Below are 26945 nucleotides of genomic sequence, written 5' to 3'. Positions count from 1 at the left end.
GTGTTTTCCAGTTCTATAACTGATTCTTCGATGGCTTTAGCGAATACTCTCCTGTTGTACCTCCGATATCTTTGAGATGCTGCAAATTATCTATGTCCTGACGGGCAGCACTCCCAAGTTCTACTGTGTAGACGGCCTCGGCATTTTGCTGCAACAGGGCTTTGCCGCCAATGTCGCCGTGAAGTGTTTGTAGGTCCGCAAAGAACTGCCGGTCCCACAAAACAGGGTTGCCTCTGCGCCCGTTCGCCATGGAAACGCCGATGAGGTGTTCGGGTGAACTGTGGTAAGCTTTGATAAGGGAGTTGATATGTTCGGCAGTGATCTGCGGCATATCTCCCAGTAGGATAAGAGCTGCATCGCAGGTGGCAGGGGAAGAGGCGCGCATGCCGGATTTTATGGAGGAAGACAGGCCTTGAGCGTAGTCTTTGTTCTCCACAAATTCTACCGGAAGTCCGTTAAGTGCCTGTTTCACGTCCTGTGCCATATGGCCGAGCACCACGACAAGGTCTTTCAGGTCACTTTGCAATGCTGCCTCTGCCGCATGGCGCACAAGAGGCTTGCCGTGCAAACGGGTGAGGAGTTTGTGGTGGCCTTCCATCCTGCTGGACTTGCCTGCAGCGAGTAGAATGCCGGTAACAGAGGGGGGGGAGCTTTTCTGCTTTGGTCGTGCTTCACGCGGCTGTGGTCTGCTGTGAATCTCCTTCAAAAGACCGCCCACACCCATTCCCATGATGTGCTGTGGAGTGACTATCATATCTGCAAGCAGGCGGTTCAAAATCCAGTCAAACCCGTTGAACTGGGGACTTCTGGCGCAGCCGGGGGCTACCACAACGGGTATTGCGTTCAGTTCTCCCAGAACAAGCAGGTTCCCGGGATCTACAGGCATGCCGATGTGGGAAATAGTGCCGCCTGCCAGCCTTATGGCCTGAGGAATGACGTCTTTGCCGTCCACCACGGCGGAAGCTCCAAACAAAATGACCAGATCGCACTCTTTGAAGCTGTCTGAGCTAAGTGCGTCTTCAACAGCATGTAAGGTATGCGGAGTTTCCACATGAGCGGTGATGCTTGAAAGGGACGGGGAGAGGCGTTCCCCCAGTATTTTCAGCGTCTTTTCAATGACTGAGGGTTTCAGGTGCGGCAGGGTGGTGGAGAGGACGCCTACACGCTTTGCCTTGAAGGGTTCTATGGAAAGAGCATTGGAGATGCGCCGTTTGGCTTCTTTCAGATGATGCCGGTTGGCAGCAAGAGGAATGATTTTGGATGTGGCCAGCATGCGCCCTTTTTCGACGCTGGCGTAGGGGGGCAAGGTGGCGAAGGTAATGGAGGCATCCACACTGTTGGCGTTGTTGATCTGGTCTGCGTTAAGTGTAAGGACGCCGCTCTCAATGGCATATAAGTTGGACCTGCCGGAAAACGGAGCGTCTACACGGATGTTCCGGTGGGCAGCGGCCTGCGCAAGTGAAAAGGCAGCCTCATCCTCATGCAGGTCCTCCGGTTCCAGACGGGCGGCTTGAACGTGCGTTATTCCCGCGTTCAGGAGCTGTACTACGTCCTTTTGGGTGAGGCGGTGCCCTTTGCTGAAGTGTTGGCCTTCGCACTTGAGGGAGTGGGCCAGATAGCAACCACTGGCTTCAGAAACGGAAATTTCGCCAAATAGCATCAGGTCTGATCCCCTTGGAAAACGTGGGGCTGTGGGTTGCGCAGAAAAGCAATGATTTGGGAAAGAATGGAGACGGCAATTTCGGCTGGCGTTGCCGCACCGATATTCAGGCCAATGGGCGCCGAGATCCTGTCGATGAGCGGTTCGGGTATACCCGCTTTTGCAAGCCGCTCCCGGCGGCTTGCATGGGTTTTTTTGCTGCCAAGGGCACCAACATAGAAACACCCTGTGTTGAGCGCCTCCATAAGCGGGGTGTCATCTATCTTTGGATCATGGGTGAGTAGGGCAACCGCTGTGTAGGGGTCCAGCTTGATTTCTTCCAGAACATCCTGCGGCCATTGATCATATAATGCCACTTGGGGGAAGCGCTCCTTGGTGGCAAATGCGCTTCTGGGGTCGATCACGCTCACATCAAAACCGGTGCTTTGGGCCATGGGAACAAGCGCTTGCGCAATGTGTACGGCGCCCACCACAATAAGGCGGGGGGAGGGGATTTGAACGGTGAGGAACACGGACTGACCGTCCTTAATGGATACCAGACCGGATTTTCCCGAGTGAAAACGCTGCGTAATCTCCTTTTGCAAAAGAGGGGAGGTCACGCTTTCTGGTGAAGAGACCAGAGTATGGGTGTTCTCCTCCAGATTGGTGAGAAGAATGGCGGGTTTACGCTGTGCGCGGGCGGTGTTCAAGTCTTCGATAATTTGTGGCAGGTTGGTCTCGAATACGGGCTCCACGCGAATGGAAATTTTGCCGCCGCAAGTAAGCCCCACCTGCCATGCGGTTTCATTGTCCACGCCAAATTCCAAGAGGGTGGCTTTGCTTGTCTCTATTGTCTCCAGTGCTTCAATAATCACTGCCCCTTCCACGCAGCCTCCGGAGACCGAGCCTTCAAAGTTTCCGGCTTGATCTATGAGCAGCGGACTGCCAACGGGGCGCGGCGCGGATCCCCATGTCTGTATGACAGTTGCCAGTGCAAGGCGGCGGCCTTGAGCCAGCCAGTCCTGCGCGATGGTGAGGACATGATGGGCTGGAGCATATTTATCTTGCAAGGTCATGGAGCCGATTCCCTTCCGCAAACGTGATCAAGGGCAATTATATGGCAACTCCTGTCCAGATAAACCAGAGGGGTCAAGCAATATTGGCAATAATGGTGAGGTGGTGGAGAAACGAAAAAAGCGCTTCCCGTAAGAAGCGCTTTTGATAGGTGTGCTTGGAGTAAAAGGCTTACTCTGCTGCGTTTTTCAGGATAGGGGCCGCACCAAGAACTTCTTCGTCTACGTATGCTTCGAAAATATGGAAATTATCGGCAAACATATTAACCAGCTTGGCGGCCTGAATGTCGTAGTCATCTGGGTTTTGCCATGTGCTGCGCGGGTCCAGAATAGACGTGTCAACGTTAGGAACGTGGATCGGAACCTGAAAACCGAAGTTGCTGTCCGTTCTGAATTCCGAATTATTCAAAGAGCCGTCAAGGGCTGCACGCAGCAGGGCTCGGGTTTCCTTGATAGGCATGCGGTGGCCAACGCCGTAAGCGCCGCTTGTCCAGCCGGTGTTCACCAGCCAGCAGTTCACATCATGTTTGTGGATCAGATCTTTCAGCAGTTTGCCATACTCGGAAGGGTGACGGGGCATGAAAGGTGAACCGAAGCAGGTTGAGAACGTAGCCTGTGGTTCTGTAACGCCCCGCTCGGTACCGGCAACTTTGGCTGTGTAACCGGAGAGGAAGTGATACATGGCCTGCGCGCTGGTGAGCTTTGCAATAGGTGGCAGAACACCAAAAGCATCGGCAGTCAGCATGATGATATTTTTGGGATGCGGCGCTGTTCCACTATCACTTGCATTGGGAATAAAGTGAATCGGATAGGCGCAACGGGTATTTTGGGTCTTGGAACTATCATCAAAATCCGGCTTGCGGTTCTCGTCAACAACCACGTTTTCCAGAATTGTTCCAAAGCGCTGTGTTGTGGCGAAAATCTCCGGCTCGGATTCGCGGGAAAGCTTGATAGTCTTCGCGTAACAGCCACCTTCAAAATTGAAGACACCCTGTGGTCCCCAGCCATGCTCGTCATCACCGATCAAGGTGCGAGAGGCGTCGGCGGACAAAGTGGTCTTGCCAGTGCCGGACAGGCCGAAGAAGACAGCTGCATCTCCCTCATCTCCCACGTTGGCAGAACAGTGCATTGGCATGATGCCGTCGGCTGGCAGGAGGAAGTTGAGCATGGAGAAGACAGACTTCTTCATTTCACCGGCATATGCAGTGCCGCCAATCAAAACGATTTTGCGGGTGAAGTCACAGGCAATCACTGTTTCCGAGCGGCTGCCATGTCGCGCTGGGTCAGCTTTGAAGCTTGGCAGGTCAACAATTGTCATGTCCGGCAGGAAGGACGCCAAGGTGCTGCGCTCTGGACGGATAAGCAAGTTGCGGATGAACAGGGAATGCCATGCATATTCTGTATAAACGCGAACCGGCAGGCGGTGGGCTTTATCGGCTCCGCCGTAAAGGTCCTGAGCAAAAAGATCCATGCCTTTTGCGTGGTCCAGCATGTCGGCAAGCAAGGTGTCGAAGTTGTCCTTGTTAATTGCTCCGCTGTTATCCCACCAGACAGTATCTTCAGTCAGGCTATCCTTAACAATGAATTTGTCATTTGGAGACCTTCCAGTGTGCTTTCCGGTTTCAGCAAGGAGTGCACCACCATCAACAATCTGTGTTTCGCCGCGCTGAATGGAATACTCATAGAGTTCAGCAGCCTGCAAATTCCAATACAGATTTTTGACTTGCGTAAAGCCAAAGTTCTCGCTCCCAGATTCGGAATTTCGTAAACCGAACTCATTCATTTCTTTTTCCTCAGAAGATCTGATTGATGTTCCTAACAATCACGTAATGATTTATTAGGATTGTCCGCTCCGTTCTACTTAAGCGAACTAACTATTTATGCCACGAAAACGATGGGAACAAGGCAAAGGATTTTATCTAAAACGATTGAATAAGTTAAATTGGCAAAAAGGTTAATTATTATGGTTGATAAACTGGGGTGCTATTTATGGGTTACTACTCACGTATAGGTCATTTACTTTCGGATATATTCGAAAATATTCACGTGGTTTCACTTTAATTTCAAATGAAACCCGTTTTGAGAGTACATAAAATTTGCAAAACAGGCTTTTGCCTTATTTCAAGGATAATAGTCCCTTTCGGCGCAAATCTATAGTAGTACTGTCTTGTAGTGAAAGAGGATTAAGGTCCGCAATATGCCAACGATTGCCTTGGTCGATGATGACCGAAACATACTGACTTCCGTGTCTATCGCTCTAGAATCAGAAGGGTATCGGGTGCAAACCTATACTGATGGAGCGTCGGCACTGGAGGGGTTGCAAAGTGATCCGCCAGATCTGGCTATTTTCGATATCAAAATGCCGCGAATGGATGGTATGGAGCTACTTCGGCGGCTACGGCAAAAATCTGACCTACCTGTAATCTTTCTTACTTCCAAGGACGACGAGATTGATGAGTTGTTTGGTTTGAAGATGGGGGCGGATGATTTTATCCGTAAACCGTTTTCCCAGCGTCTCATGGTGGAGCGGGTCAAGGCTGTTTTACGCCGCTCGCAGGCCAAAGACGTGGTGGGCGCTCCAAGTGAAGCCAGCAAGACACTGGAGCGTGGCAGCCTTGTTATGGATCAGGAGCGACACACCTGCACATGGATGGGTCGGCAGGTGATTCTGACTGTTACAGAATTTTTGATTCTGTTTGCTCTGGCTCAGCGTCCGGGTGTGGTGAAAAGCCGGAATGCCTTGATGGACGCCGCCTATGATGATCAGGTCTATGTGGATGACCGGACTATTGACAGCCACATTAAAAGGCTGCGCAAGAAGTTCAAGGTTGTCGACGATGATTTCGATATGATCGAAACACTCTATGGAGTTGGCTACCGTTTCAGGGAAGGCTAAACCGGACTGATCCATGGCAGTTGAGAAACAACGTGGACCTGAACAAGGTCTCGAAGAAAATAGCGTGCGCGCATCTGGCAAAGGCGTAAAGGTTTCCCCCTTGCGCTGGTTACGGCGCAAGCAGGTGCGCCGCCGGGTGTTCTCCCGCTGGCGCGACTTTATGGGAACCTTTGTTCTTTCTTCCCTGACCCGGCGGATTCTTATTTTGAATCTGTTTGGCCTTGTGGCCATGGTGGTGGGTATTTTGTACCTGAACCAGTTTCGTGCGGGTCTTATTGATGCGCGTGTGCAGTCTCTCCTCACTCAAGGGGAGATTATTGCCGGTGCCATTGCAGCTTCTGCCACAGCCGATACGGATACCATTACACTGGACCCCGAGCAGCTTTTGCGGCTTGAAGCAGGGGAAAGCGTCAGCCCGCGTGGCTCCATTGGTAATCTGGACTTTCCTATTAATCCCGAGCGGGTTGGGCCGGTATTGCGCCGTTTGATCTCGCCGACCAAGACGCGGGCCCGTATCTATGATCCAGATGGAACGCTGCTGCTCGATTCCCGTCACATCTACGATTATAATCAGATTTTCCGCTACGATCTGCCCTCTCCCGATGAGGAGCAAGAGAGCTGGTACATCAAGCTCTGGCAAAAAACCAAGCTTTGGATGCGGCGGAGCGAGTTGCCTCTCTATCAGGAAGTGGGGGCAGCCGATGGTCTGGAGTATGCAGAGGTTGAAGCAGCTCTTTCGGGAACGCCAGCCAGTGTGGTTCGCCTTTCAGACAAGGGAGAGATGATTGTTTCCGTAGCTGTGCCTATTCAAAGGTTCCGCGCTGTTCTCGGGACACTTCTTCTTTCTACGCAAGGGGGTGATATTGATAGCATTATTGCCGCAGAGCGTTGGGCAATCCTGAAAATATTCATGGTAGCGGCTGTTGTGGTGATTATTCTGTCAGTTCTGCTGGCGGGAACCATTGCCGGTCCTGTACGGCGCTTGTCGGAGGCGGCACAAAGGGTGCAGCGAAGTATCAAGTCCCGTGAGGAGATTCCGGAATTTCCGGGCCGTCATGATGAGATTGGCAACTTGGCTCGTGTTCTGCGGGGGATGACCAACGCCCTTTATGGCCGTATGGATGCTATCGAGAGTTTTGCCGCAGATGTGGCTCATGAGCTTAAAAACCCGCTCACTTCTCTTCGAAGTGCAGTAGAAACCATGCCGCTTGCCAAAAACGAATCCTCACGGCAGCGATTGCTGGAGGTGATTCAGCATGATGTGCAGCGTCTGGACCGGTTGATTACGGATATTTCCGAGGCATCGCGTATTGATGCAGAAATGGCGCGTGAGGAAACCGAAGAATTCGATCTTTCTATCCTGCTCAAGACAATTGTTGAAATTGCCAATGAGCGCACCCGTAAAGGTGAGGCGCATATCGAGTTGGAACTGGCCTCCTCCAAAATGCAAAAGCCCTATGTCATGTCAGGAAATGACGAGCGGTTGGGGCAGGTCTTTAACAATCTTATCGACAATGCCCGCTCGTTTTCACCTTCCGGTGCTTCGGTGGTGGTGCGCGCTAAGCGGGTAGGCGGCAATATTGTGGTAACGGTAGAAGACAGCGGGCCGGGGATTGGCGAGGATGTCATGGAAAGAATATTCGAAAGGTTCTATACTGATAGGCCCGAGACGGAAGGTTTCGGGAATAACTCCGGTCTTGGCCTTTCAATCTGCCGCCAGATTGTAGATGTCCATGACGGGACAATCACTGCGCAGAACCGCTTGGAAGAGAGCAGCCAAAACGTGCTGGGAGCAATCTTTAAGGTCGTTTTGCCCTCCCGCTAGGAGTAAAAGAATGGACAATCCGGCCCTACATGGAACCTGCGTCCTTTTACGGACGGAAGCTGTTTTTATTCGTGGGGTTTCTGGATCGGGAAAGTCCACGCTGGCGCACATCTTGATGAATCATGAACGCAGTCAGGGACATTTTGCCTGTCTTGTTTCAGACGACAGGGTATATGTTCGCTCGGTGAACGGGTTCCTGATCGCCTCTGCCCCGCCAGCTATTGCCGGTTTAATGGAGGTAAGGGGGCGTGGTCCTGTTGAAGTTCCCCACCTTAACAACGCTCTGGTGAGTCTTGTAGTTGAATTACTGCCTATCGCGCTCGTAGAGCGAATGCCGGAAGAAGAAAACATGACAACGGAGATTCACGGCACCAAAATTCCCTACCAAGCTGTTCCTGTTGGCGATTTAACTGCAGCTCAACGGCTTGTTGAGGCCGCTTTGAGCTTTATTCGCCTACAAAAGTAGCATACAACTAACAACGTGTTACCGATTTTCCTTGCACTTCTTGCCGCGCTAAAACACAGTGAGGCAAGAATGAATGTAGTGTGTAGTCTCTCTAAATTTACGGAAAGTGAATGATAGGTCTGGTTCTTGTCACACATGGTCGATTGGCAGAAGAGTTCAAATTGGCTCTGGAGCACGTTGTTGGTCCTCAGGAACGTATTTCAACAATTTGTATTGGCCCAGATGATGATATGGAACAACGTCGTCAAGATATTGTGAAATCTGTAGAGAGCGTCAATGACGGATCGGGCGTTGTTCTGCTGACGGATATGTTTGGAGGTACGCCCTCCAATCTGGCGATTTCTGTTATGAATGGGGGAACAATCGAGGTTGTTGCCGGTGTAAATCTTCCCATGCTCATCAAACTTGCAAGCATAAGACATGAGTTGCCTTTGGCACAGGCTGTTGAAGAAGCCCGAAATGCGGGGCAGAAATATATCTCAGTCGCAAGTCAGGTGTTGTCTGGCCAAGGATAGTTTTTTTTTGATGTCGAATGAATATAGTGTGGGGCGAAGCCTCACCATAGTGAACTCTCGTGGACTCCATGCCCGTGCCTCCGCAAAGCTTGTGAAACTGGTGGAGGCCTTTGATGCCCGTGTGGAAGTTTCTAAAGATGGGCAGACTGTGGGCGGTACGTCTATTATGGGGCTGATGATGCTGGCCGCTTCCATCGGGTGTAGCATTGAGGTGAGCGTGTCGGGTAAGCAACGTAATGAGGCGCTCGACGCCATTGCCGAGCTGGTTGAAGACGGCTTTGGAGAAAGAGACTAAAGAAGTGGCTGGAGAGTTATTGTACTCCCCATTTTCATTAGTTTCCTAAAGTACTGAAATAAATACTATTTTTATCTGATATAAAGAAACCTTTATATCTTGATTGCTTTCTCTCTTTTCAACTTGGTATAATTGCGCATTCGGTTGACGCCGTAGATTCGGCGCCCAAATACCACTGCGGACTTTCAAGGTCCATGCACCGGGAAAAGAGAGAATGGCACAGTTTTCAGATTACATTGTCAAAGATATCTCGCTGGCTGATTGGGGCCGTACGGAGATCGAAATAGCGGAAACCGAAATGCCGGGCCTTATGGCATGCCGCGAGGAGTTTGGAAGGAATAAGCCGCTCAAGGGTGCGCGCATTGCAGGTTCGCTGCATATGACAATCCAGACCGCTGTTCTGATTGAAACACTCGTTGAGCTGGGTGCGGAAGTGCGCTGGGCCTCCTGTAATATCTTTTCTACTCAAGATCAGGCCGCTGCCGCAATTGCTGCTGCCAATATTCCCGTGTTTGCTGTGAAAGGCGAGACACTGGAAGAATACTGGGAGTATGCCAGTCGGATCTTCGACTGGGGCAACGGCGAAACCGCCAATCTGATTCTGGATGACGGGGGGGACGCCACCTTGATGGTTCTGTTGGGCGCACAGGCCGAAACAGACCCTTCAGTCATCTCCTCGCCTAGCAATGAAGAGGAAACGGCTCTTTACTCCATCATCAAACGTCGCCTTTCTGAAGATCCCGGCTATTTCTCGAAGATTAAAGCCAATATTCAAGGTGTTTCCGAGGAAACCACAACCGGAGTGATGCGCCTTTACGAGATGGAAAAGAAAGGGGAGTTGCCGTTCCCTGCGATTAATGTGAATGACAGCGTCACTAAGTCCAAGTTCGATAACAGGTACGGGTGCCGTGAATCTCTGGTGGATGGCATTCGCCGTGGCACCGATGTGATGATGTCCGGTAAAACTGCGGTTGTGTGTGGTTATGGGGACGTGGGTAAAGGCTCCGCCAAATCTCTGGAAGGGGCGGGCGCCCGGGTGATCGTTACGGAAATTGATCCGATCTGTGCTCTTCAAGCTTCTATGGATGGGTATGAAGTACGCACACTGGAACAAGTGGCACCAACCGCTGATATTTTTGTAACCGCGACCGGCAACAAGGACATCATCACCGCTGACCACATGCGGGACATGAAGGACATGGCCATTGTTTGTAATATCGGGCACTTTGATAACGAGATTCAGGTTGCTGCTCTTCGCAATTTCAAATGGCGTAATGTGAAGCCACAGGTGGATATGATTGAATATCCCGATGGCAAGCGGCTGTTGCTGCTCTCCGAAGGACGTTTGGTGAACCTTGGCAATGCCACTGGACATCCAAGCTTTGTGATGTCTGCAAGCTTTACAAATCAGGTGCTGGCACAGATGGAGCTGTTCTGCCGTGGGGATAACTACGAGAATAAAGTCTATGTTCTGCCCAAGCATCTGGACGAGAAAGTTGCACGTTTGCATCTGGAGAAGCTGGGCGTGAGCTTGACGGAGCTGACGCCAGACCAGTCTGAGTACCTAGGTATTGACAGGAATGGGCCTTATAAGTCCGTACAATATAAGTACTAATTGCTTAGCAATTGCTCTCCGCTGTCTGGCGGAGAGCTTCCTCGGGAGGGTTACCTCCGTCAAATAATGGTATTCCATTTCAATAATAAAAATATATCCTGTTCACTAGTCGCGATGAAGTGCTTATTACCGAATCGTGATGGCGTTATTTTGGTTATTAGTTTGTTTGGCGTTCATGGGCCCACAAATTCTGGCCTGTACGTTTCCCGCAAACAGCCAAGAGGGGGCGCTATGCTACAGGATATTCCTGACCGTCTACGAAGTCGTAGGAAACGGCCAACCGGTATGCGCAAATCCCTCTCAATCCTGAGCACTGTCTTCTTCTTTGTAGTAACCACATCCGGCTGGGCTCAATCATCATCAAGTGGTTCTTTCCTTCTTCAAGAAACCTCTGGCCTGTTTCAGCTGTTTTTAGTTGTTTGCACGATTGCCTCAATTCTTGTTGCCTGCGGGGTGTCCATATTCTTTGTTCGCTACCAGCGCCGCCAGCTGGGTAGCTATTTCAAGATGGAGGAGGAAGTCCTCTCCCTGCGTACCCAAGCACAACAACTGCAAAATTTGGTGGAAAGTGAAGGGACTTTGATTGTTCTATGGAAGCGGTTGGGCCAGACGCCGGTTCTGACCGGCCAGATGAATAAGGAAATCAACTATCCTATTGAACCCGCTGAGTTCCTGAAGTTTCCTACTTGGCTGGAGCATCAATCCGCGCGAGAGCTGAAGGAGCATCTTGAGGCACTGTTTGAAAGTGCTACTCCGTTCACAGTTTCCTTGGTTACGCAGGAAGGGATCTATCTGGAGGCCACTGGAAAAGCTGTCGGGGGCATGGTGGTTTTACGTCTGCGGGATTTGAGCGGCGATCAAAGGCGTGGTGTTCGTCTGGATGAGCGCAATAGAGGACTTGAGGAACGGCTGACCACTTTGCGAACGTTGCTCAACGCACAGTCGGGACCAGCTTGGCAACGGGACCCCAATGGAAAACTGATTTGGGCAAATGATGCGTATGTGGACGCGGTGGAAGAGCGCTCACTGGAAGATACACTAGAAAAATCTGCGGAATTTCTCGATGAACGGGGCCGCCGCCGGGTGGCCATGATGCGGGGAACCGACGGTGTATTCAACTCTCCTCTTTCTGTCGTGGCGGCTGGAGAGCGGCGTGTTTTTGATATTACGGATGTGAAAAGAGATTCTGGCAGTGCAGGGCTGGCCTTTGATGTGAGTGAGCTGGAAACAGTACAGAAACAGCTGCGCCGTACACTTGGCTCGCATCGGCGTACATTGGAAGAGTTGCAAACGGCTGTTGCCATCTTCGGACCGGACCAGAAATTGCAGTTTTATAACTCAGCCTACCGCGAGCTATGGAAGTTGGACCCGCGCTTGCTGGAGGCTACTCCTTTGGAAGGGGAAATTCTGGACAGTATGCGGGCAAACCGTAATTTGCCCGAACAGGCCGATTACCAAAGCTGGCGGGAAAAACACCTGCGCAGCTATCAATCTCTGGAGGCCAATGATTTCTGGTGGTATTTGCCCGATGGGCGCACCATTCGCGTGATTGCCAACCCCCATCCGCAGGGCGGCGTGACCTATATCTACGAGAACGTGACGGAGCGCCTTGACTTGGAAAGCCGCTATAACGCACTCACGCGGGTTCAGGGGGAAACGCTTGACAACCTTTCCGAAGCGGTTGCTGTGTTTGGCTCCAACGGGCGCTTGCGGCTTAGAAACCCCGCATTCGAGGAATGCTGGAATCTGTCCGCAGAGGATCTGAAAGAAGTCCCGCACCTATCCCAGCTTATTGGTGAATGCCAAAAGCTCTTCCCCGAAGACGGTGTGTGGCAGGATCTTTCAGGCAGTATTACCGGATTGATTGAAAACAGGCGCAGCTTGAGCGGGCGTATGGAACGCCTTGATGGTAGTGTGGTGGATTATGTAACTGTGCCACTTCCTGATGGCGGCACGCTGCTGACTTTTGTGAATGTGACCGATTCTGTGAATGTGGAGCGGGCACTGGTGGAAAAAAATGATGCGCTTCAAGAAGCGGATCAGCTGAAAAACACCTTTGTTCAGCATGTTTCCTATGAACTGCGTTCGCCGCTGACCACCATTATCGGCTTTGCACAACTGTTGTCCGACCCGAAATTTGGCTCGCTGTCTGCCAAACAGAGCGAGTATACAGACTATATCCTGTCATCCTCTGCGTCCCTGCTGGCGATCATCAACGATATTCTGGACCTGACGACAATTGATGCGGGTATTATGGAGCTGGATCTGGGCTCTGTGGATATTGCCGGAACCGTCTTTGAGGCGATCGAGGGGCTGAAGGACCGGATTGATGAGCGAAAAATCTCGCTAGAAACGCACCTTCCGCAAGGTATTGGTGGGTTTAAAGCCGATGGGAGACGGGTGCGGCAAGTGCTGTTTAACCTGCTTTCCAATGCCATTGGTTACTCTGAAAAAGGCGGCGTTGTGGCGGTTTCCAGCTGGCGTGAGAACGATGGGGTCTTCTTTCGTGTGGAAGACAAGGGCACCGGTATTCCAGAACATCTGCAGGAAAAGGTTTTCTCGCGCTTTGTGAGCCGTGGAACGGATGAACACCGTCAGGGCGTGGGCCTTGGGCTTTCAATTGTGAAGAGCTTCGTTGAACTGCACAGTGGGACGGTTGAAATTACCTCCAAAGAGGGTGTAGGCACCACTGTGACTTGCCGTTTCCCGCTGGAGCCAGAAATCCCAAAGCTGAGAGCGGCCGAATAAGCGGTAGGAATTGCCGAAAGAAGATTGAGGCCAGAATTAATCCATGGACTTTCACTTTAAGGACCAGCGCGAGAGCGAGCTTTTTGCCGCTGACTTAGCAGAGCTTTTGAAACAAGGGGATGTTGTAGCCCTTTCCGGTGATCTTGGTGTGGGCAAATCCACTATTTCACGGGCCTTGCTGCGCCATCTGGCTGCCGACCCGCACCTAGAGGTGCCTAGCCCCACGTTTACACTGGTTCAAGTCTATGATTTGCCACGGCTTTATGTTGCCCATCTGGATCTTTACCGCGTTGAGGAACCTGAAGAGCTGGAAGAGCTGGGCCTTGAGGATACGCTGGAGCAAGGAGCCGCGCTCATTGAATGGCCGGAAATGGGGGATCCTTCTTTCTGGCCCCATGCGCTTTACTTAGAAATCCGAGAGGGGGATACGCCCGATACCCGTGTTGTGAGTGCTTCGTCAGAAAATGAAGACTGGAATGCGCGACTGCAACGCCTGATAGCGCGCCGTGATATTGTGGCAAAGGCTGGCTGGGAGCATGCCCAGCGGCAGTATTTACAAGGGGATGCCTCCACGCGCAGTTATGTGCGCCTCATACAAAACGGTGAAACTGCTATTTTGATGGACAGTCCCGCAAGGTGTGACGAGCCGTTGTTGGCAGACGGGCAGGCCTATAGCCAAGCGGTGCATCTTGCCCAAAACATCGAAGGTTTTCTTGCTGTAGGGCAGGCGCTAGAGGTGCGTGGTTATACGGTTCCCAAAACTCTTGCAGCAAACAAGGAACGGGGTCTTGCTCTTCTTGGTGACCTTGGATCCCGATTTATTGTAGAAGACGGCGAACCTGTAACTGAACGCTACAAGCGGGCCATTGATGTGCTTGTTGACATGCATTCTAATGCGTGGCCGCAAAGCGTTGGGGTGCCCGGTGGCGGACGTTATACCCTTGGGAACTATGATGGCCAAGCACTGTTGCTTGAAGCGGATCTGTTTCTGGACTGGTATCTTCCCTATGCTAAGGGGCAACAGGCTTCAAGGGCAATGCGTGAGGAGTTTCACCGCCTCTGGAGCTGCGCACTGGCACCGCTTGCCGCACTACCGCAGGTGTGGTGCTTGAGAGATTATCACAGCCCCAACCTGTTGTGGATGGACCATGAAACCGGCTTGAAACAGATTGGTTTGATTGATTTCCAAGATGCTGTTATGGGCCCTTCCGCCTATGATGTGGCCTCATTAGTTATGGATGCGCGGGTAGGTGTGTCACACAAACTTCAGGATAGTTTGATAGATTATTACTGTACTCAGGCGCGAGAAAATCTGCTCTCGTTTGATGAAAAACTATTCCGCTATGGTGTTGCCGTTTTGGCGGCGCAGCGCAATACCAAAATTCTTGGGGGTTTTGTACGTCTTGACCAAGCCTATGGCAAACCGGAGTATATCCATAAAATTCCTGGAATTTTGAGCTATCTTAAAAGAGGTTTGGACCATCCTGAGTTAAAAGACCTGAAAGATTTTATGTTGGCAGTGCTTTCGTAAAATACGCAGAAAAACAAAAACACGCAGACCCTATCCTTGGCGTCTCGTTAAGCAAAAATAACTGAAGGCTTTCCATGCAAGCAAACAGCACTATCCAGCCAGAAACCGCAATCATCCTTGCAGCAGGTTTCGGCAAGAGAATGCGCCCCATAACCGCTACCACACCCAAGCCGCTTATTCGGGTCGCGGGGCGGGTTATGCTGGATGTGGCGCTGGAGCGCTATCGGGACGTGGGGGTGAAAACCTGTGTTGTAAACGTGCATTACCTTGCGGACCTTGTGGCAATTCACGCGGAGAACTTTGAGGGCGTTGACATTGTTATTTCTGATGAGCGTGAGGAATTGCTGGAAACGGGCGGCGGTATAAACAAGGCACTTCCCATGCTGGGAGAGCAGCCGTTTTTCACCACCAACTCTGACAGCTTCTGGCTGGAAGGCGTACGGCCCAACCTAGAGATCATGCGCGAGGCGTGGGATGACGAGACTATGGACATGCTTTTGCTGCTGGCTCCCACGGTAAATTCTGTCGGCTACGATGGCAAAGGCGATTTTTCCATCGACGGGCATGGGCGTTTGACACGCCGTGTAGGAGCGGAAGTCTCGGCCTATGCCTATTCGGGAACAGCCCTCATTCACCCGCGTGTTTTCAAGGATGTGCCTGAGGGCGCCTTTTCCCTGAATCTGCTGTTTGACCGCGCCATTCATGAAGGGCGGCTCTACGGGGTGGAAGGGGATGGCCTATGGCTGCATGTGGGAACGCCAGAAGCGTTGAAAGATGCTGAAAGAGCCGTTGCAGCCAGCGCCAATTGATGCCTAATAGGAACCTTGATTAGATTCTTTTAGGAGTGGGGCGTGCAGCACCCGAAACTTTACAGTATTGCGCCAAGTGTTCCGTTTTTGCCAACCGTGGTAGGAGAGCTGCTTGCCGGGCGGTTAATTCCCGGTTTTGATGCGGGCCGTGATCCGTTGGCACTGGCGGATGTGACCATTTATGTGCCCACACGCCGTGCCGCCCGCTCCTTGCCTGATATCTTGCGTGCGCAAATGGGAACCCGTGTAGCGCTGCTGCCTAAAATCCTGCCGCTGGGCGATGTGGATGAGGATGAACATATCCTGAAGGCCGAGCCCGATGGCACCGCACTGCCGCCGGCCCTGTCCACCATGGAGCGGCGCTTGGCCATGACCCAGCTGGTCTGGGCGTGGAAAGGGCACCTGCGCAAGGAACTGTTGAATTTGGGGGAGGACAACCCCTCCGCTGTTCCGGCGTCCAGCGCGGATGCAGCATGGCTTGCCAGTGATCTTCTCACTCTCATGGACGAGGTTCAGACGGAAGAGGCGGATTGGGGCGAACTGGTCAACCTTGTGCCTGATAACCATGCCCAGTACTGGCAGGTTACACTTGAGTTTTTGAAAATCGTTACCGAACAGTGGCCGTTGTATCTTCAGCAAATCAATGTGATGGACCCCAAGGAACGCCGTTCCGCCCTGATCCGGCGGGAAGCAAAGCGCTTGTCCATTGCAAAACCGCGCGGCCCTGTACTGGTGGCCGGTGCCACCGGTTCGGTGCCTGCCACCGCCGAGTTACTTAAGGCGGTATTGCAACTGGAGCAGGGGGCAATTGTGCTGCCCGGCCTTGATATGCATATGGATAAACCCAGCTGGGAAGCGCTGGGCCAAGGACACGGCAACACCCAGCGTGCAGGGCATCCCCAATTCAGTTTTCGCAAGCTTCTTTCTTCTCTTGGCGTGTTGCGCGAGGATGTGAAGGAAGTCGGGGAGGCTCCAGCAGAAGATCTGGTTGCCCGTGAGCGCATTTGCCATGAGGCTTTGCGCCCGGCAGAAACGACCGAGGCGTGGCAGAACTATTTTACCTCTCCACTGGCAAAGCAAAGTGTGAGCGCCTTTGAACGGGTTAAGTTGGTGAACGCCCGCAGCGAGGCGGAAGAGGCTCTGGCACTGAGCATCGCCCTGCGTGAAGCCATAGAAGAGGGCAAGCGCGTTGCCCTTGTTACACCGGACAGGAATCTCTCGCGCCGCGTGGCCAGCGAATTGACCCGCTGGAATATCAGCGTGGATGATACTGCGGGCCGACCGCTGGAGCTCACGCCGCCCACAGTGCTTGCCATGCTGGTGGCAAAGCTTGCCTTGACCGGCCTTGATCCTGTGGAGCTGCTGGCTCTTTTGAAACACCCCATGGCCCGTTTCGGGATGCCGGTAAAAGAGGTGCGTGCAGCTGCTCGTTCACTGGAGCGCGGTGTTTTACGCGGACCGCGAGCAAGGCCCGGCTCCTCCGGCTTGAAAGAAGCAGTTGCTGCCGCCTACGCGCGCAAAGACGCAGTGCATACGCCCCGCTGGAAGAAGCTGGTGGAGGATGACTGGACCGTCGTGAATGATCTGGTGGAAAAGCTTGCCGATGCTCTCGCCCCACTGGAGCAATTGCTGGAAAACCATAGTGATGTAAGCGTGGAAACGCTGGTGCGGGCGCATACGGATGCGCTTTTAAAGATCGCTGAAGGGGAAGATAGCACCCATGAGAAGCTGTTTGGGGAGGAAGATGGCAAGGCGCTGGCACAGGTGTTGACCGAGTTGCTGGATGCCAACGAGAACCACCTTGCCATTCCCGCCTATGAGTGGCCCGGTGTTTTCGCTGCGCTTATCGCAGGGGGGTCTGTGCGTTCCACAAAGCCTGCGGACCCGCGCATTCACCTGCTTGGTCCCATGGAATCGCGCCTGCAGAACTATGATCTTGTGATTTTGAGCGGTTTGAATGAGGGCACGTGGCCCCAGCGCACCCGCAACAGCCCGTGGCTTAACCGGCCCATGAAAGGGCAGATCGGTCTGGACCCGCCAGAGCGACGCATTGGCTCAGCCGCCCATGACTTTGTGAGCATGATGGGCATGGGAGAAGTGATCCTCTCCCGCTCGCAGCGGGTGGATGGAGCGCCTACAGTAATGTCGCGCTGGCTGCAACGCATCTTGACCCTTGCCGGACAGGATGTTGCAAAACGCATGCGTGCGGACGGGGAATGCTATATAGCCCTTGCCAACGGGCTCGACCGTGTTCAAACAAGTGTACGCCCCGCAAAGAGGCCGGAGCCCAAGCCGCCTCTTGTCGCCCGGCCGCAAAACCTCTCCGTCACCGCAGTTGAAACCCTGATCCGCGACCCCTACGCCATTTATGCCCGCAAGGTGCTCAAGCTGGATGAAGTGGAGCCTTTGGGCGGTGTGCCGAACCTTTCTGACAAAGGCACGATCATCCATGACGCACTCGCCAAGTTTCTGGATGAGTGGGATGGGCCGTTTGATGAAAAGGCCGTGCGCGCCCTGTTAGAGGAGGGGGGGCGGTTGTTCCGGCCGCTGGATGCCTTTCCGGAAATCAGGGCGTTGTGGTGGCCCCGTTTTGAGCGTATTGCCGAGGAGTTTGTAGCCTTTGAGCGCCGCCATCAAGGCCGCATTGAACAGCGGATGCCGGAAGTTGCGGGCGCGGCGGATATGAAGAGGCCGGGCTATACCTTCCAGCTGACAGGGCGGGCTGACCGTATTGATGTTTTGAAAGACGGCACCTTACGCCTCATTGACTATAAAACCGGAGCACCGCCCTCGCAAAAACAGGTTGAATCCCTGCTTTCCCCGCAGCTGCCTTTGGAGGTCGCCATGCTCAAACGTAAAGGATTTTGGGATGTTCCGCCTGATCGGCCTGTCTCCTCCATGCTTTATGTGCACTTGAAAGGGGCCAGAGAGGCGCTGCTGGAAAAGCCGGTGGACCCGCAAGAGCGTGACATTGCCGAGCTGGCGGAAGACGCATGGACAAAGCTGGAAAAGCTGGTGGCCGCCTATGAGAACCCCAAGAAGGGTTATCTTTCGCGGGCACGGGTTCTGAAAGAGCGGCAATGGGCAGGCCCCTACGACCATCTGGCCCGTGTGCAGGAGTGGTCCGTTGGCGGTGATGGGGATGAAGAATGATGCAGATACCGCAAAAAACCATTAATGATCAAAAACGGGCAGCCCATCCTGAAAATTCCGCGTGGGTGAGCGCCAATGCGGGCTCTGGCAAAACTTTTGTGCTGGCTCGCCGTGTGATCCGCCTGCTGCTGGCTGGCACCGAGCCGACCCGCATTTTATGCCTGACTTTCACCAAGGCCGCCGCCGCTGAAATGGCGACCCGTGTTTTCGAGATTTTGGCAGAGTGGACCCACATGGACGATGCGGGCCTTGCCAAGGAACTGGAGGTGATTGAGGGCCGCGCTCCCACACCGCCCATTTTGGCCCGTGCGCGGCGCTTGTTTGCCAAGGCACTGGAAACACCCGGCGGTTTGAAAATTCAGACCATTCACGCATTCTGCGAGGCGCTTTTGCACCAGTTTCCGCTGGAAGCCAATGTGGCGGGCCACTTTTCGGTTCTGGATGACCGGATGACTGACGACTTGCTAATGCAAGCCCGTGCCCGCGTGCTGCACCGCGCCGAGGTGGAGCCAGAGAGTGATCTGGGCAAGGCATTGATTTTGCTTATGGACTTGCTGCCGGATTCTGGTGTTGAGAGCGCGTTGTCCGAGCTTATTGGCAAGCGTGATACCTTCCGCCGCTGGGTGGAGGCCTGTGGCTCCCTTGAAAATGCGCTGGATGAACTGCACAGGGACTTTGGCTTGCAAACGGGCGAGACGCTGAGCGACGTGGTGAGCGCGTTTAAAAACGGCTGTTCCATGAGCGAGGGGGAGGTGAAAGCTTTTGCCGAAGCTCTGCGCACTGGCTCCAAGACTGATGGAGATCGGGCGGCCCTGATGCTTAGTGCCATTGAGCAAAAGAATGATGAGCTGTGGCGTGCCAACTGGTTTGAAGTTTTCCTGACCAAAACCCTTTCTCCGCGTAAAGCTCTTGCCACTAAAAAGATCAGGGAAACGTTTCCTGAGGTTCTGGAGCGCATGGAAGCTGAGCAAACGCGTTTGCTTGCTCTCATTGAAAAGCGCAATGCGGCGCAAACGGTGAGTGGGACTATTGCCATTTTGCATTTATCTGATGCGGTTTTGCGCCACTATGAGAGTGAGAAATCCCGTGCGGGCTTTCTGGATTTCGAAGACCTTGTGGTGCGCTCTGCCAAGCTTCTGGCCAACAGTGAGGCGGCCCAGTGGGTGCAATATAAACTGGATCAGGGCTTGGACCACATTCTGGTGGATGAGGCTCAAGACACCAGCCCACGGCAGTGGGAGGTGATCGGGGCACTGGCAGAGGAATTTTTCTCCGGTAAGGGCGCCCGTGAAGAAATCCGCACCATTTTTGCGGTGGGTGATGAAAAGCAGTCCATCTACTCGTTCCAAGGGGCGGTACCTGCCTACTTTGCCCAGATGCGCAAGCACTTTTCTAAGCGGGTAACCGAAGCAGACAAGCCTTTTGAAGCGGTGGAACTGACCCTTTCGTTCCGCTCCACCTCCGATGTATTAGGCGCTGTCGATAAGGTGTTTGCCACTCCGGACGCCTATAAAGGGCTCTCTCAGGACAATGTTGCGCCTGTTCACGAAGCGATCCGGCATAATGATCCGGGCTGCGTGGAATTGTGGCCGCTGGAGGAACCGGAGGAGACCAGTGAGCCGGAGGACTGGACGCAGCCGGTGGACCGTATTGGTAAATCCAACCCAATGATGCGTGTCGCCTCGCGTCTTGCATTGCAAATCAAGGATTGGGACGAGCGTAAGGTTGCAGACCCCGGTGATATCCTGGTGCTGGTGCGAAAGCGCGGGCCTTTTATCGAGGCGCTGAACAGAGAGCTGAAAAAGCTGGACATTCCCACCGCTGGTGCTGACCGTCTGGTACTTTCCGAGCATATAGCCGCAAAAGACTTGGTGGCCTTGAGCCGGTTTTTACTGCTACCTGAGGATGATCTCTCCCTTGCCTGCGTTCTCAAAAGCCCTTTTTTTGGACTTGGTGATGACGATCTTTTCGAAATTGCACACGAGAAGCCGGGAGTAACCCGCCCCGGAACCCTGTGGCACTCCCTTTTGAAGAAAAGTGAGCTCTCCGCAAAATGGCAGGACGTGCGCGAGCAGCTGGATACGTGGCGTGCCCGTGCGGACTATGCACCACCCTTCGAGTTCTTCTCCCGTATTCTTGGGGGAGATGGCTACCGCATGAAATTCCGTCAGCGTATGGGAACGGAAGTGGATGATGTTCTTGATGAATTTCTCTCCCTAACCATTTCCTATGAGCGCAACGGACCTCCCGGTCTGGAAGGGTTCGTGGCATGGCTGGATGCTAGCCCTACGGAAATCAAGCGTGAGCTGAACGCCTCCAAGGGCATGGTGCGGATTATGACCGTGCATGGCTCCAAGGGGCTGGAAGCACCCTATGTGATGCTGGTGGACGACTGCACTGCGCCGGTCTCTTCGAGGCATGATCCAGTGATGCTTGCAAGGCCGCGCGGGGACAGCTCTGCCGTTCCCCCCGGTCTTGTGTGGCTACCGCGTAAAGACTATCGCACCGCGTGGCACGGGGAGATTCTGGAAGAGCTGCGGCAGGGGCAGGTGGAAGAATATCGTCGCTTACTTTATGTGGCGCTCACACGGGCGAAAGACAGGCTTGTTGTATGTGGCTGGTCGCCAAAGCGTGGCCCCCATCAGGACTGTTGGTATCAAACGGTAGAAAATGCCTTGCTGAGTGAAGCACGAGAGGTGCGTGATGCCCAAGGAGCACTGGTAAGCTCCATCTGGACGCAAGGGGACGCCTCAAAGGCCGAGCCTGTCTTGGCACGAAAAGAAATTGCACAGCAAGACAAAGCCGTATCCTTGCCGGACTGGCTGCATAAACATGTGAGCCCGCCGGAGCGCCTGCGCCGTTTGAAACCCTCTGAAGCTTTTGAGGATATGGAAGCCAAGGATGGCATTGAACAGCCACCGGTAATGAATGCACTGGAAGCTGCACGGCAGACGGACAGTTGGCCGCTGGTGCGTGGCCGCCTGACCCACCGCCTATTGGAAATCTTGCCGGATATGCCGGAAGAGGATCGAGCCGAGGCTGTGGAGCGTTATCTGGCGGTTGCCCTGCCTGAGCGCTTTTATGACAACAAGGAAAAGCTTGTTGCTGAAGTCTTCAAGGTACTTGATCGCGAAGAATTGAAGGAATTATTTTCGCCTCAAGGGCGGGCGGAAGTGCCGGTGCAAGGTGTGTTGAGCGCGGAAGGGGTGAAGGACGCGCAGGTTTTTGGTGTCATTGACCGATTGATTGTTGGTGAAGAGACCATCCAGATTGTGGATTATAAAACAAACTCTTGGGTTCCAAATAAAGTTTCTGAGGTTGATCCCACCTATAAGGCACAGGTGGCAATTTACCGCAGGCTGCTAGGAGAACTTTATCCAAATCACCAAATACGTGGGTTTCTGCTCTTTACCGCCGGGCCCAAACTGCTAGAGATACCGGCTGAAATAATGGATAGTTTTAATTTTTAGGCCAAGGTAGGAAATTCGTTTCCTTGACCTTCGGGAGTTGGGTTCCTACTTTCTGTGCCAATGAGTCACGGAAGAGCCTGTGACCCGTACCAACAAAAAGATGAGAGGCATAACATGGCCACTGTGAATGTTAGTGATGAGACATTCGACGCTGAAGTACTGAAAAGCTCTTCTCCGGTTGTTGTTGATTTTTGGGCGACCTGGTGTGGTCCGTGTAAGATGATTGCACCTTCTTTGGAAGAAATTTCCGAGGAAATGGCATCAGATGTGAAGATTGCAAAACTGGATATCGATTCCAACCAGCAATCCGCCATGACCTACGGTGTGCGTTCTATTCCAACCATCATTTTGTTCAAGGATGGTGAGCCCGCTGCAACATTGGTTGGTGCTCAGCCAAAGGGTAAGATTGCCGAATGGATCAAGCAGTACTCCTAAAATTAGTTGGAAAAACTGTTATTGATGGGCATAGCGCCAAAGACTCCGGCTATTCAGGTAGCCGGAGGACTTTTGTTTTTTGAAAACTACCCCTAAATAAGATCGCAATAGATTTGTAAAGTGCTACTGGCTGAGCGAAATGAACGCTTTGCGTAGCTTTGAACGATTGGGATGAGAATGACGAACGAAAGCAAGACACCTAGCCCAGAAGAGACACCGGTAACATCGGAAGAAAATCAGGCCAAGGAAACTGATCAGACCATCGGGGCGCAAGAAACCGAAGCTGAGGCAGATACATTTGCTTTTGAAGACGCCTCTGAAACTCTGCGCACTGAAAATGCGGAAATGAAAGAGCGCGTTTTGCGGGTGATGGCCGAGATGGAAAACCTCCGTCGCCGGACCGAAAAAGAAATTCGTGACGCCAAAACCTATGCGGTTTCAAGCTTTGCCCGCGACATGCTGGTGGTTAACGACAATTTGGGCCGCGCTATAGATGCCCTGCCGGAAGAAGAGCGTTCCGTGGAAGGTTCCAACCTGAAAGTGCTGGTGGACGGCGTGGAAATGGTTGAGCGTGAAATGTTGAACCAGCTGGAAAAGCACGGCGTGAAGCGCCTGTCTCCAGAAGGCGATAAGTTCGACCCGCATTTCCATCAGGCCATGTTTGAAGTTCCAAACCCTGAGGTTCCTAACAACACTGTTGTGCAGGTTGTTCAGGCTGGTTACGTTATTGGTGAACGCGTGTTGCGCCCTGCAATGGTGGGTGTGGCGAAAGGCGGTCCGAAGGTCGCACCAATCGCGGCACAAAAGGAAGAGCCGGGTTCTTCTGCTGAGTAAGCACTAAGACAGGATTTTTCTTTATTCGTTTTGGGCGGGTGCATTCCAATTTGCACGCGCCCTTTTCTTTGACCACAAGATACTGTGGTAACAGGCATTGCTTTAACGGGAAAAAGCTCTATGCCGCGCTTGTTGTTGTGATTGTGAACGTATCACGAGGGTGGGTGCCGATGGCGGACTATATTTGGCAGTATCTGGATTTTCTCGGCGTTGCAGTTTTCGCGCTGACGGGCGGGCTGGTGGCTGCCCGTTTGAAACTTGACCTGATCGCTTTTCTGTTCTTTTGCAGCTTCACAGGCATGGGCGGCGGCACCTTGCGTGATCTGCTTTTGGGTGTTCCCATCTTCTGGGTGGAGAATGAAGCCTATTTGATTGTGTGTGCCTGCGTTACCGTTTTCATGTGGTTCGGTGCTCATATTGTGGAGGCGTTCGACAAACCCTTGCGCTGGCTGGATGCTGTTGGGCTGTCGGCCTACAGTGTCATGGGGGCCGCGAAGGCTCTGTCTGTGGGGGATCACTTCTTTGTTGCCATTCTCATGGGCGTTGCAACAGCAACCTTTGGCGGGATTATTCGCGATGTTGTGGCCAGTCAGCCCTCCGCGCTTATTCAAAGGGATGTTTACTTGGCCGCAGCGTTTGCGGGTGCTTGTTTATATACGGTGATTGACGCGCTCACAGGCGCCAGCAATATAGCTTCCCTTGTGGCTCTTAGTGCTGCACTGTTCCTGCGCGGAGGGGCAATTATGATGGACTGGAAACTCCCCGTTTACACGCCGCGGCGGAAATAGACAAAATGTACCGGTATTCAGCTGCGCAGGAAAGCGTAGCTGGCGGTGGCAAGGTCTGGGATAGCGGCGAAGCTGTTTTCAAAAATGGTCCTTTGTCCATAATATCGGCGCCCTGCCTTGGAGCCTTTACACAGTTCACCAAGGTCTGCGGTGACTTCGCGTGATATTGGGTTATGTGCCCCGTGGCTTTCTATAAAAAATCTGGAAGTATCGAGCAGCAAGGGGTCATAGTTCGGGTAATCTCCGATGGGAGACTGGAGCGTGCTGATGTGGCAGCCCTCTGGTATCCAGCCGCCATTCAGCAGATCAGCCGCCTCAAAGGATGACAGGATAATGATGTCAGCCCCTTGGGCTGCTCCTTCCAGATCGTCTGTCCACGCTGCGTCTATTCCCTCTTTACAAAGAGAGGCGGCAAGTTTGGAGGCGTTCACGGTCTCATTGTCCCATATGAGTACTTTGTGGAGTGTTCTGACCGATGTCTGGGCAAGCACATTCAGTTGGCTGTTGGGAGTGACCCCGATAACCAGCATTTTTGAAGCGTCTTCACGGGCGAGATAACTGGAGGCAAGGGCGTTCACGGAAGCTTCTTTCCATGGCGCTAGCGCAGAGCTATCTAGCACCGCAAGAGGTGCACCGGTCTTTCCTGACTGGAGGAGATAAACGCTGACTGCATGGGCCTGTCCGTCTCCGCTGCCCGAAGGGGTAAAGGTGCTGAGCGTGGTTCCTATGAACCCGCGCTCTGAGGAACCTTGTTCTTTGAAGTTGTTCCACGAAGAAGAAATGAGAAGATGGCTGTTCGCCTCACAGTCAGGTCGCTCAATTTCATTGTAGCAGCGTGGAGGGGAAACAACGCTGCTACGATAAGCCTGCCTGACAGTTTCGATAAGGCTTCGCAAGTCCATTACAGCATTTATTTCCGGTGCTGAAATGACTCGCATGGGGACCTTCTCGTATTTATGCCACCCGTTGGTTATCGGGTGGGGGAGGCTGTTGGTGCTGGAAGCTTTAAGCCCCCGCTTCAATTGCTCAGCCTCGGCACGTAGCGCTTTGGCTTCCTTGCGATTCTGGCGCATACTTTTGCGATATTTGCCCTGTGTGCTCCATGTGGCGACACCTCCAATGAGGATGCCAAGGGCAACGGAGGCAAATATGATCCAGAAAACTGGAACATTGAATGTTAGTGCCGGGTCCCCTTCAACAAACGGATTAAGGGAGATAATGGCACTATGCCGGTTGGCTACTGCAAGAACGATCAGCAGTGCCGCAACGGGAATCAGTACCAGATTCTTCAAGAATCTTCTCAAGGGTCACTCCAAATAAGAGGCTCACTCGCCGATGTCTTCACCATCGTTCAAGCGTTCGCGCATTTCTTTGCCGGTTTTGAAGAAAGGAACAAATTTCTCGTTCACTTCCACCTTCTGGCCGGTTCTTGGGTTACGGCCTACGCGTGCAGGACGGTTTTTAACCGAAAACGCCCCGAAACCGCGCAGCTCAACGCGATCTCCGCGCATGAGAGCTTCTGTAATTTCATCGAGAATCGCATTGACGATGTTTTCTACATCGCGCTGGTATAGATGCGGATTCTGTTCTGCAATACTTTGGACCAATTCAGACTTAATCATTGCGTGCGTCCCCCCACTTGGTATCACCTGACGTATGTGGAGCCTGCCAAACAGACAGCAGTCCGTCAAGCTCACTACCGCTTTCTGTGAGTTTTTTAGCGAAAATTGCTAGATTTTCAAGAATGTTAGCATCCTGCCCCAAGAATAAACTGGATGCTTTGATTTTTAGCAAAGATGTAGCCGACTCTTCCGCCGGTTTCCAGTGAACTATCTTGAGGTTTTTATTCAACCCCTTTTTGCTGACAAGCCAAGCTTTTGCCTCATCTTCACCGCCAATGGCGTCAATCAGGTTCTTTTCCTTGGCTTGATGACCGCTGTAGACTTGACCATTTGCCAGCTGCTGGATTTGTGCAGTGGTAAAACCGCGCCGTTCCGCGACGACATTCATAAACCACTGGTAAGAATCATTGACGAGACTTTCAAGGACAGCAATGGCTTCCGGTGTAGCGGGCTCATAAAAATTCGGTTCGGCTTTCAAGGGAGAGCTTTTCACCGCATTGAGCTTCAAGCCGATCGTGTCAAGAAGGGTCCCTGCATTGCCGTACTGGAACAGGACACCAATTGACCCTGTCATGGAGTTATAGCGGGCAATGATATGGTCTGTGGCGACAGCTGTCATATAGGCGGCAGAAGCACCAACGGTGCCAATGGTTGCGACTACCGGCTTTTTCTGGGAAAGCTCGCGAAGGGCATGATAAAGAGCTTCCCCGCCAGTGGTTGTTCCGCCCGGAGAGTTAATCGAAATGATAACCCCTTCAACCTCTTTCGAGTCTCCAACTTCCTTGATCAGCTCCAGCATCTGCCGGTTTTCGGTGATCGTTCCGGTAATTGCGATGCGGGCGATGTGCTGGATGTGTTTTTTTGAACTGAACTTGCCTCCAGTGACCGCAAAGATGCTCCCAATCGCTATGAGCACTACCAAAAACGCAAAAACACGCCAAAAAGTCAGTTTTCTTCTAAGGCGCAGGCGATCAATCAGTATGTCGCTGTCTAGACTCATGGTCCGATAATCTCTCTGATCAGTGAAACAACAAAATGAAAATCGTGCAGAGGCACTGGGTGCTCATCAGTATACTGTCATCCAGACAATAGAATTTCGTAAATAAAGTCAATTGAAAACAATCGGTTGCGGGGCAAGTTTTCATTTTTTTGAGTGCGTGTAACCCAATGGGCGCATGGAGGCGGGGTGTAGGCAAAAAAAAGCCGCTTTATTCATCAGGAGGTGGGGGGA

At 52.7% G+C, this 26945-nt stretch carries 20 protein-coding genes; 14 read left to right on the top strand and 6 right to left on the bottom strand.

Annotated elements, in window-relative coordinates:
• Nucleotides 1–13: 13 nt before the first annotated feature.
• From P6574_RS18285 to P6574_RS18275, 3 genes are all read right to left on the bottom strand, one after another.
• The gene (locus P6574_RS18285; RefSeq protein ID WP_310621669.1) at nt 14–1660 is read right to left on the bottom strand and encodes a molybdopterin-binding/glycosyltransferase family 2 protein; all 1647 of its coding nucleotides are present in this window, start codon (nt 1658–1660) and stop codon (nt 14–16) included.
• Nucleotides 1660–2715 (bottom strand): XdhC family protein, encoded by a 1056-nt coding sequence (locus tag P6574_RS18280; protein WP_310621668.1) that lies wholly within the window; start codon nt 2713–2715, stop codon nt 1660–1662. The genes P6574_RS18285 and P6574_RS18280 overlap by 1 nt, the downstream gene beginning before the upstream one ends.
• Nucleotides 2716–2884: 169 nt before the next feature.
• Complete coding sequence (locus P6574_RS18275; RefSeq protein ID WP_310621667.1) at nt 2885–4495, bottom strand: phosphoenolpyruvate carboxykinase; 1611 nt, start codon at nt 4493–4495, stop codon at nt 2885–2887.
• 414 nt (nt 4496–4909) lie between these two features.
• Between P6574_RS18275 and P6574_RS18270 the strand changes: the two genes are divergently transcribed.
• From P6574_RS18270 to P6574_RS18205, 14 genes are all read left to right on the top strand, one after another.
• Complete coding sequence (locus P6574_RS18270) at nt 4910–5608, top strand: response regulator transcription factor (protein ID WP_310621666.1); 699 nt, start codon at nt 4910–4912, stop codon at nt 5606–5608.
• Nucleotides 5609–5621: 13 nt separating this feature from the next.
• Nucleotides 5622–7433 carry a stimulus-sensing domain-containing protein gene (locus tag P6574_RS18265; protein WP_405048116.1) on the top strand — a complete coding sequence of 604 codons (1812 nt, stop codon included), beginning with the start codon at nt 5622–5624 and terminating at the stop codon, nt 7431–7433.
• A gap of 10 nt (nt 7434–7443) precedes the next feature.
• Nucleotides 7444–7899: an HPr kinase/phosphorylase gene (locus P6574_RS18260; RefSeq protein WP_310621665.1), complete on the top strand. Its 456-nt coding sequence runs from the start codon at nt 7444–7446 to the stop codon at nt 7897–7899.
• Between the two features lie 110 nt (nt 7900–8009).
• Nucleotides 8010–8414 (top strand): PTS sugar transporter subunit IIA, encoded by a 405-nt coding sequence (locus P6574_RS18255; RefSeq protein ID WP_310621664.1) that lies wholly within the window; start codon nt 8010–8012, stop codon nt 8412–8414.
• A 10-nt stretch (nt 8415–8424) separates the two neighbouring features.
• Nucleotides 8425–8709: an HPr family phosphocarrier protein gene (locus P6574_RS18250; RefSeq protein WP_310621663.1), complete on the top strand. Its 285-nt coding sequence runs from the start codon at nt 8425–8427 to the stop codon at nt 8707–8709.
• A 214-nt stretch (nt 8710–8923) separates the two neighbouring features.
• Complete coding sequence (gene ahcY / locus P6574_RS18245) at nt 8924–10324, top strand: adenosylhomocysteinase (protein ID WP_310621662.1); 1401 nt, start codon at nt 8924–8926, stop codon at nt 10322–10324.
• Nucleotides 10325–10555: 231 nt separating this feature from the next.
• Entirely contained in the window at nt 10556–13072 is a 2517-nt protein-coding gene (locus P6574_RS18240) for a sensor histidine kinase (RefSeq protein WP_310621661.1), read from the top strand.
• Between the two features lie 43 nt (nt 13073–13115).
• Nucleotides 13116–14603 carry a tRNA (adenosine(37)-N6)-threonylcarbamoyltransferase complex ATPase subunit type 1 TsaE gene (gene tsaE / locus P6574_RS18235; protein ID WP_310621660.1) on the top strand — a complete coding sequence of 496 codons (1488 nt, stop codon included), beginning with the start codon at nt 13116–13118 and terminating at the stop codon, nt 14601–14603.
• Between the two features lie 74 nt (nt 14604–14677).
• Nucleotides 14678–15412, top strand: coding sequence for a nucleotidyltransferase family protein (locus P6574_RS18230; RefSeq protein ID WP_310621659.1), 735 nt, complete (start codon nt 14678–14680; stop codon nt 15410–15412).
• A gap of 42 nt (nt 15413–15454) precedes the next feature.
• A complete protein-coding gene (gene addB, locus P6574_RS18225; RefSeq protein ID WP_310621658.1) occupies nt 15455–18565 on the top strand; it encodes a double-strand break repair protein AddB in 3111 nt (1036 codons plus the stop codon).
• Nucleotides 18562–22035, top strand: a complete 3474-nt coding sequence (gene addA / locus P6574_RS18220) for a double-strand break repair helicase AddA (protein ID WP_310621657.1) — start codon at nt 18562–18564, stop codon at nt 22033–22035. The genes addB and addA overlap by 4 nt, the downstream gene beginning before the upstream one ends.
• A 60-nt stretch (nt 22036–22095) precedes the next feature.
• Entirely contained in the window at nt 22096–22470 is a 375-nt protein-coding gene (gene trxA, locus P6574_RS18215) for a thioredoxin (protein ID WP_405048115.1), read from the top strand.
• Between the two features lie 177 nt (nt 22471–22647).
• Nucleotides 22648–23304, top strand: a complete 657-nt coding sequence (grpE, locus tag P6574_RS18210; protein ID WP_405048114.1) for a nucleotide exchange factor GrpE — start codon at nt 22648–22650, stop codon at nt 23302–23304.
• A 170-nt stretch (nt 23305–23474) separates the two neighbouring features.
• On the top strand, nt 23475–24092 hold the full coding sequence (locus P6574_RS18205) for a trimeric intracellular cation channel family protein (RefSeq protein ID WP_310621654.1): 618 nt from the start codon (nt 23475–23477) through the stop codon (nt 24090–24092).
• A gap of 17 nt (nt 24093–24109) precedes the next feature.
• Here P6574_RS18205 and P6574_RS18200 read toward each other — a convergent pair whose 3' ends face one another.
• Genes P6574_RS18200 through sppA form a run of 3 tightly spaced genes read right to left on the bottom strand, consistent with a single transcriptional unit; the run spans nt 24110 to nt 26714 of the window.
• Entirely contained in the window at nt 24110–25384 is a 1275-nt protein-coding gene (locus tag P6574_RS18200) for a lipopolysaccharide assembly protein LapA domain-containing protein (protein ID WP_310621653.1), read from the bottom strand.
• Nucleotides 25385–25417: 33 nt separating this feature from the next.
• Nucleotides 25418–25714: an integration host factor subunit beta gene (locus P6574_RS18195; RefSeq protein WP_310621652.1), complete on the bottom strand. Its 297-nt coding sequence runs from the start codon at nt 25712–25714 to the stop codon at nt 25418–25420.
• Nucleotides 25707–26714 (bottom strand): signal peptide peptidase SppA, encoded by a 1008-nt coding sequence (gene sppA / locus P6574_RS18190; RefSeq protein ID WP_310621651.1) that lies wholly within the window; start codon nt 26712–26714, stop codon nt 25707–25709. Before sppA ends, P6574_RS18195 begins: the two co-directional genes overlap by 8 nt.
• Nucleotides 26715–26945 lie beyond the last annotated feature (231 nt).

The sequence above is a fragment of the Pseudovibrio sp. M1P-2-3 genome (assembly GCF_031501865.1).
GTDB classification, from domain to species: Bacteria; Pseudomonadota; Alphaproteobacteria; order Rhizobiales; family Stappiaceae; genus Pseudovibrio; species Pseudovibrio corallicola.
This window is presented reverse-complemented; position numbering and strand designations above follow the sequence as displayed.

Coding starts and splice junctions, on each gene's coding strand:
- P6574_RS18285 (WP_310621669.1), bottom strand. CDS start 1,660: ATGCTATTTGGCGAAATTTCCGTTTCTGAAGCCAGTGGTTGCTATCTG.
- P6574_RS18280 (WP_310621668.1), bottom strand. CDS start 2,715: ATGACCTTGCAAGATAAATATGCTCCAGCCCATCATGTCCTCACCATC.
- P6574_RS18275 (WP_310621667.1), bottom strand. CDS start 4,495: ATGAATGAGTTCGGTTTACGAAATTCCGAATCTGGGAGCGAGAACTTT.
- P6574_RS18270 (WP_310621666.1), top strand. CDS start 4,910: ATGCCAACGATTGCCTTGGTCGATGATGACCGAAACATACTGACTTCC.
- P6574_RS18265 (WP_405048116.1), top strand. CDS start 5,622: ATGGCAGTTGAGAAACAACGTGGACCTGAACAAGGTCTCGAAGAAAAT.
- P6574_RS18260 (WP_310621665.1), top strand. CDS start 7,444: ATGGACAATCCGGCCCTACATGGAACCTGCGTCCTTTTACGGACGGAA.
- P6574_RS18255 (WP_310621664.1), top strand. CDS start 8,010: ATGATAGGTCTGGTTCTTGTCACACATGGTCGATTGGCAGAAGAGTTC.
- P6574_RS18250 (WP_310621663.1), top strand. CDS start 8,425: ATGTCGAATGAATATAGTGTGGGGCGAAGCCTCACCATAGTGAACTCT.
- ahcY (WP_310621662.1), top strand. CDS start 8,924: ATGGCACAGTTTTCAGATTACATTGTCAAAGATATCTCGCTGGCTGAT.
- P6574_RS18240 (WP_310621661.1), top strand. CDS start 10,556: ATGCTACAGGATATTCCTGACCGTCTACGAAGTCGTAGGAAACGGCCA.
- tsaE (WP_310621660.1), top strand. CDS start 13,116: ATGGACTTTCACTTTAAGGACCAGCGCGAGAGCGAGCTTTTTGCCGCT.
- P6574_RS18230 (WP_310621659.1), top strand. CDS start 14,678: ATGCAAGCAAACAGCACTATCCAGCCAGAAACCGCAATCATCCTTGCA.
- addA (WP_310621657.1), top strand. CDS start 18,562: ATGATGCAGATACCGCAAAAAACCATTAATGATCAAAAACGGGCAGCC.
- trxA (WP_405048115.1), top strand. CDS start 22,096: ATGAGTCACGGAAGAGCCTGTGACCCGTACCAACAAAAAGATGAGAGG.
- grpE (WP_405048114.1), top strand. CDS start 22,648: ATGACGAACGAAAGCAAGACACCTAGCCCAGAAGAGACACCGGTAACA.
- P6574_RS18205 (WP_310621654.1), top strand. CDS start 23,475: ATGGCGGACTATATTTGGCAGTATCTGGATTTTCTCGGCGTTGCAGTT.
- P6574_RS18195 (WP_310621652.1), bottom strand. CDS start 25,714: ATGATTAAGTCTGAATTGGTCCAAAGTATTGCAGAACAGAATCCGCAT.
- sppA (WP_310621651.1), bottom strand. CDS start 26,714: ATGAGTCTAGACAGCGACATACTGATTGATCGCCTGCGCCTTAGAAGA.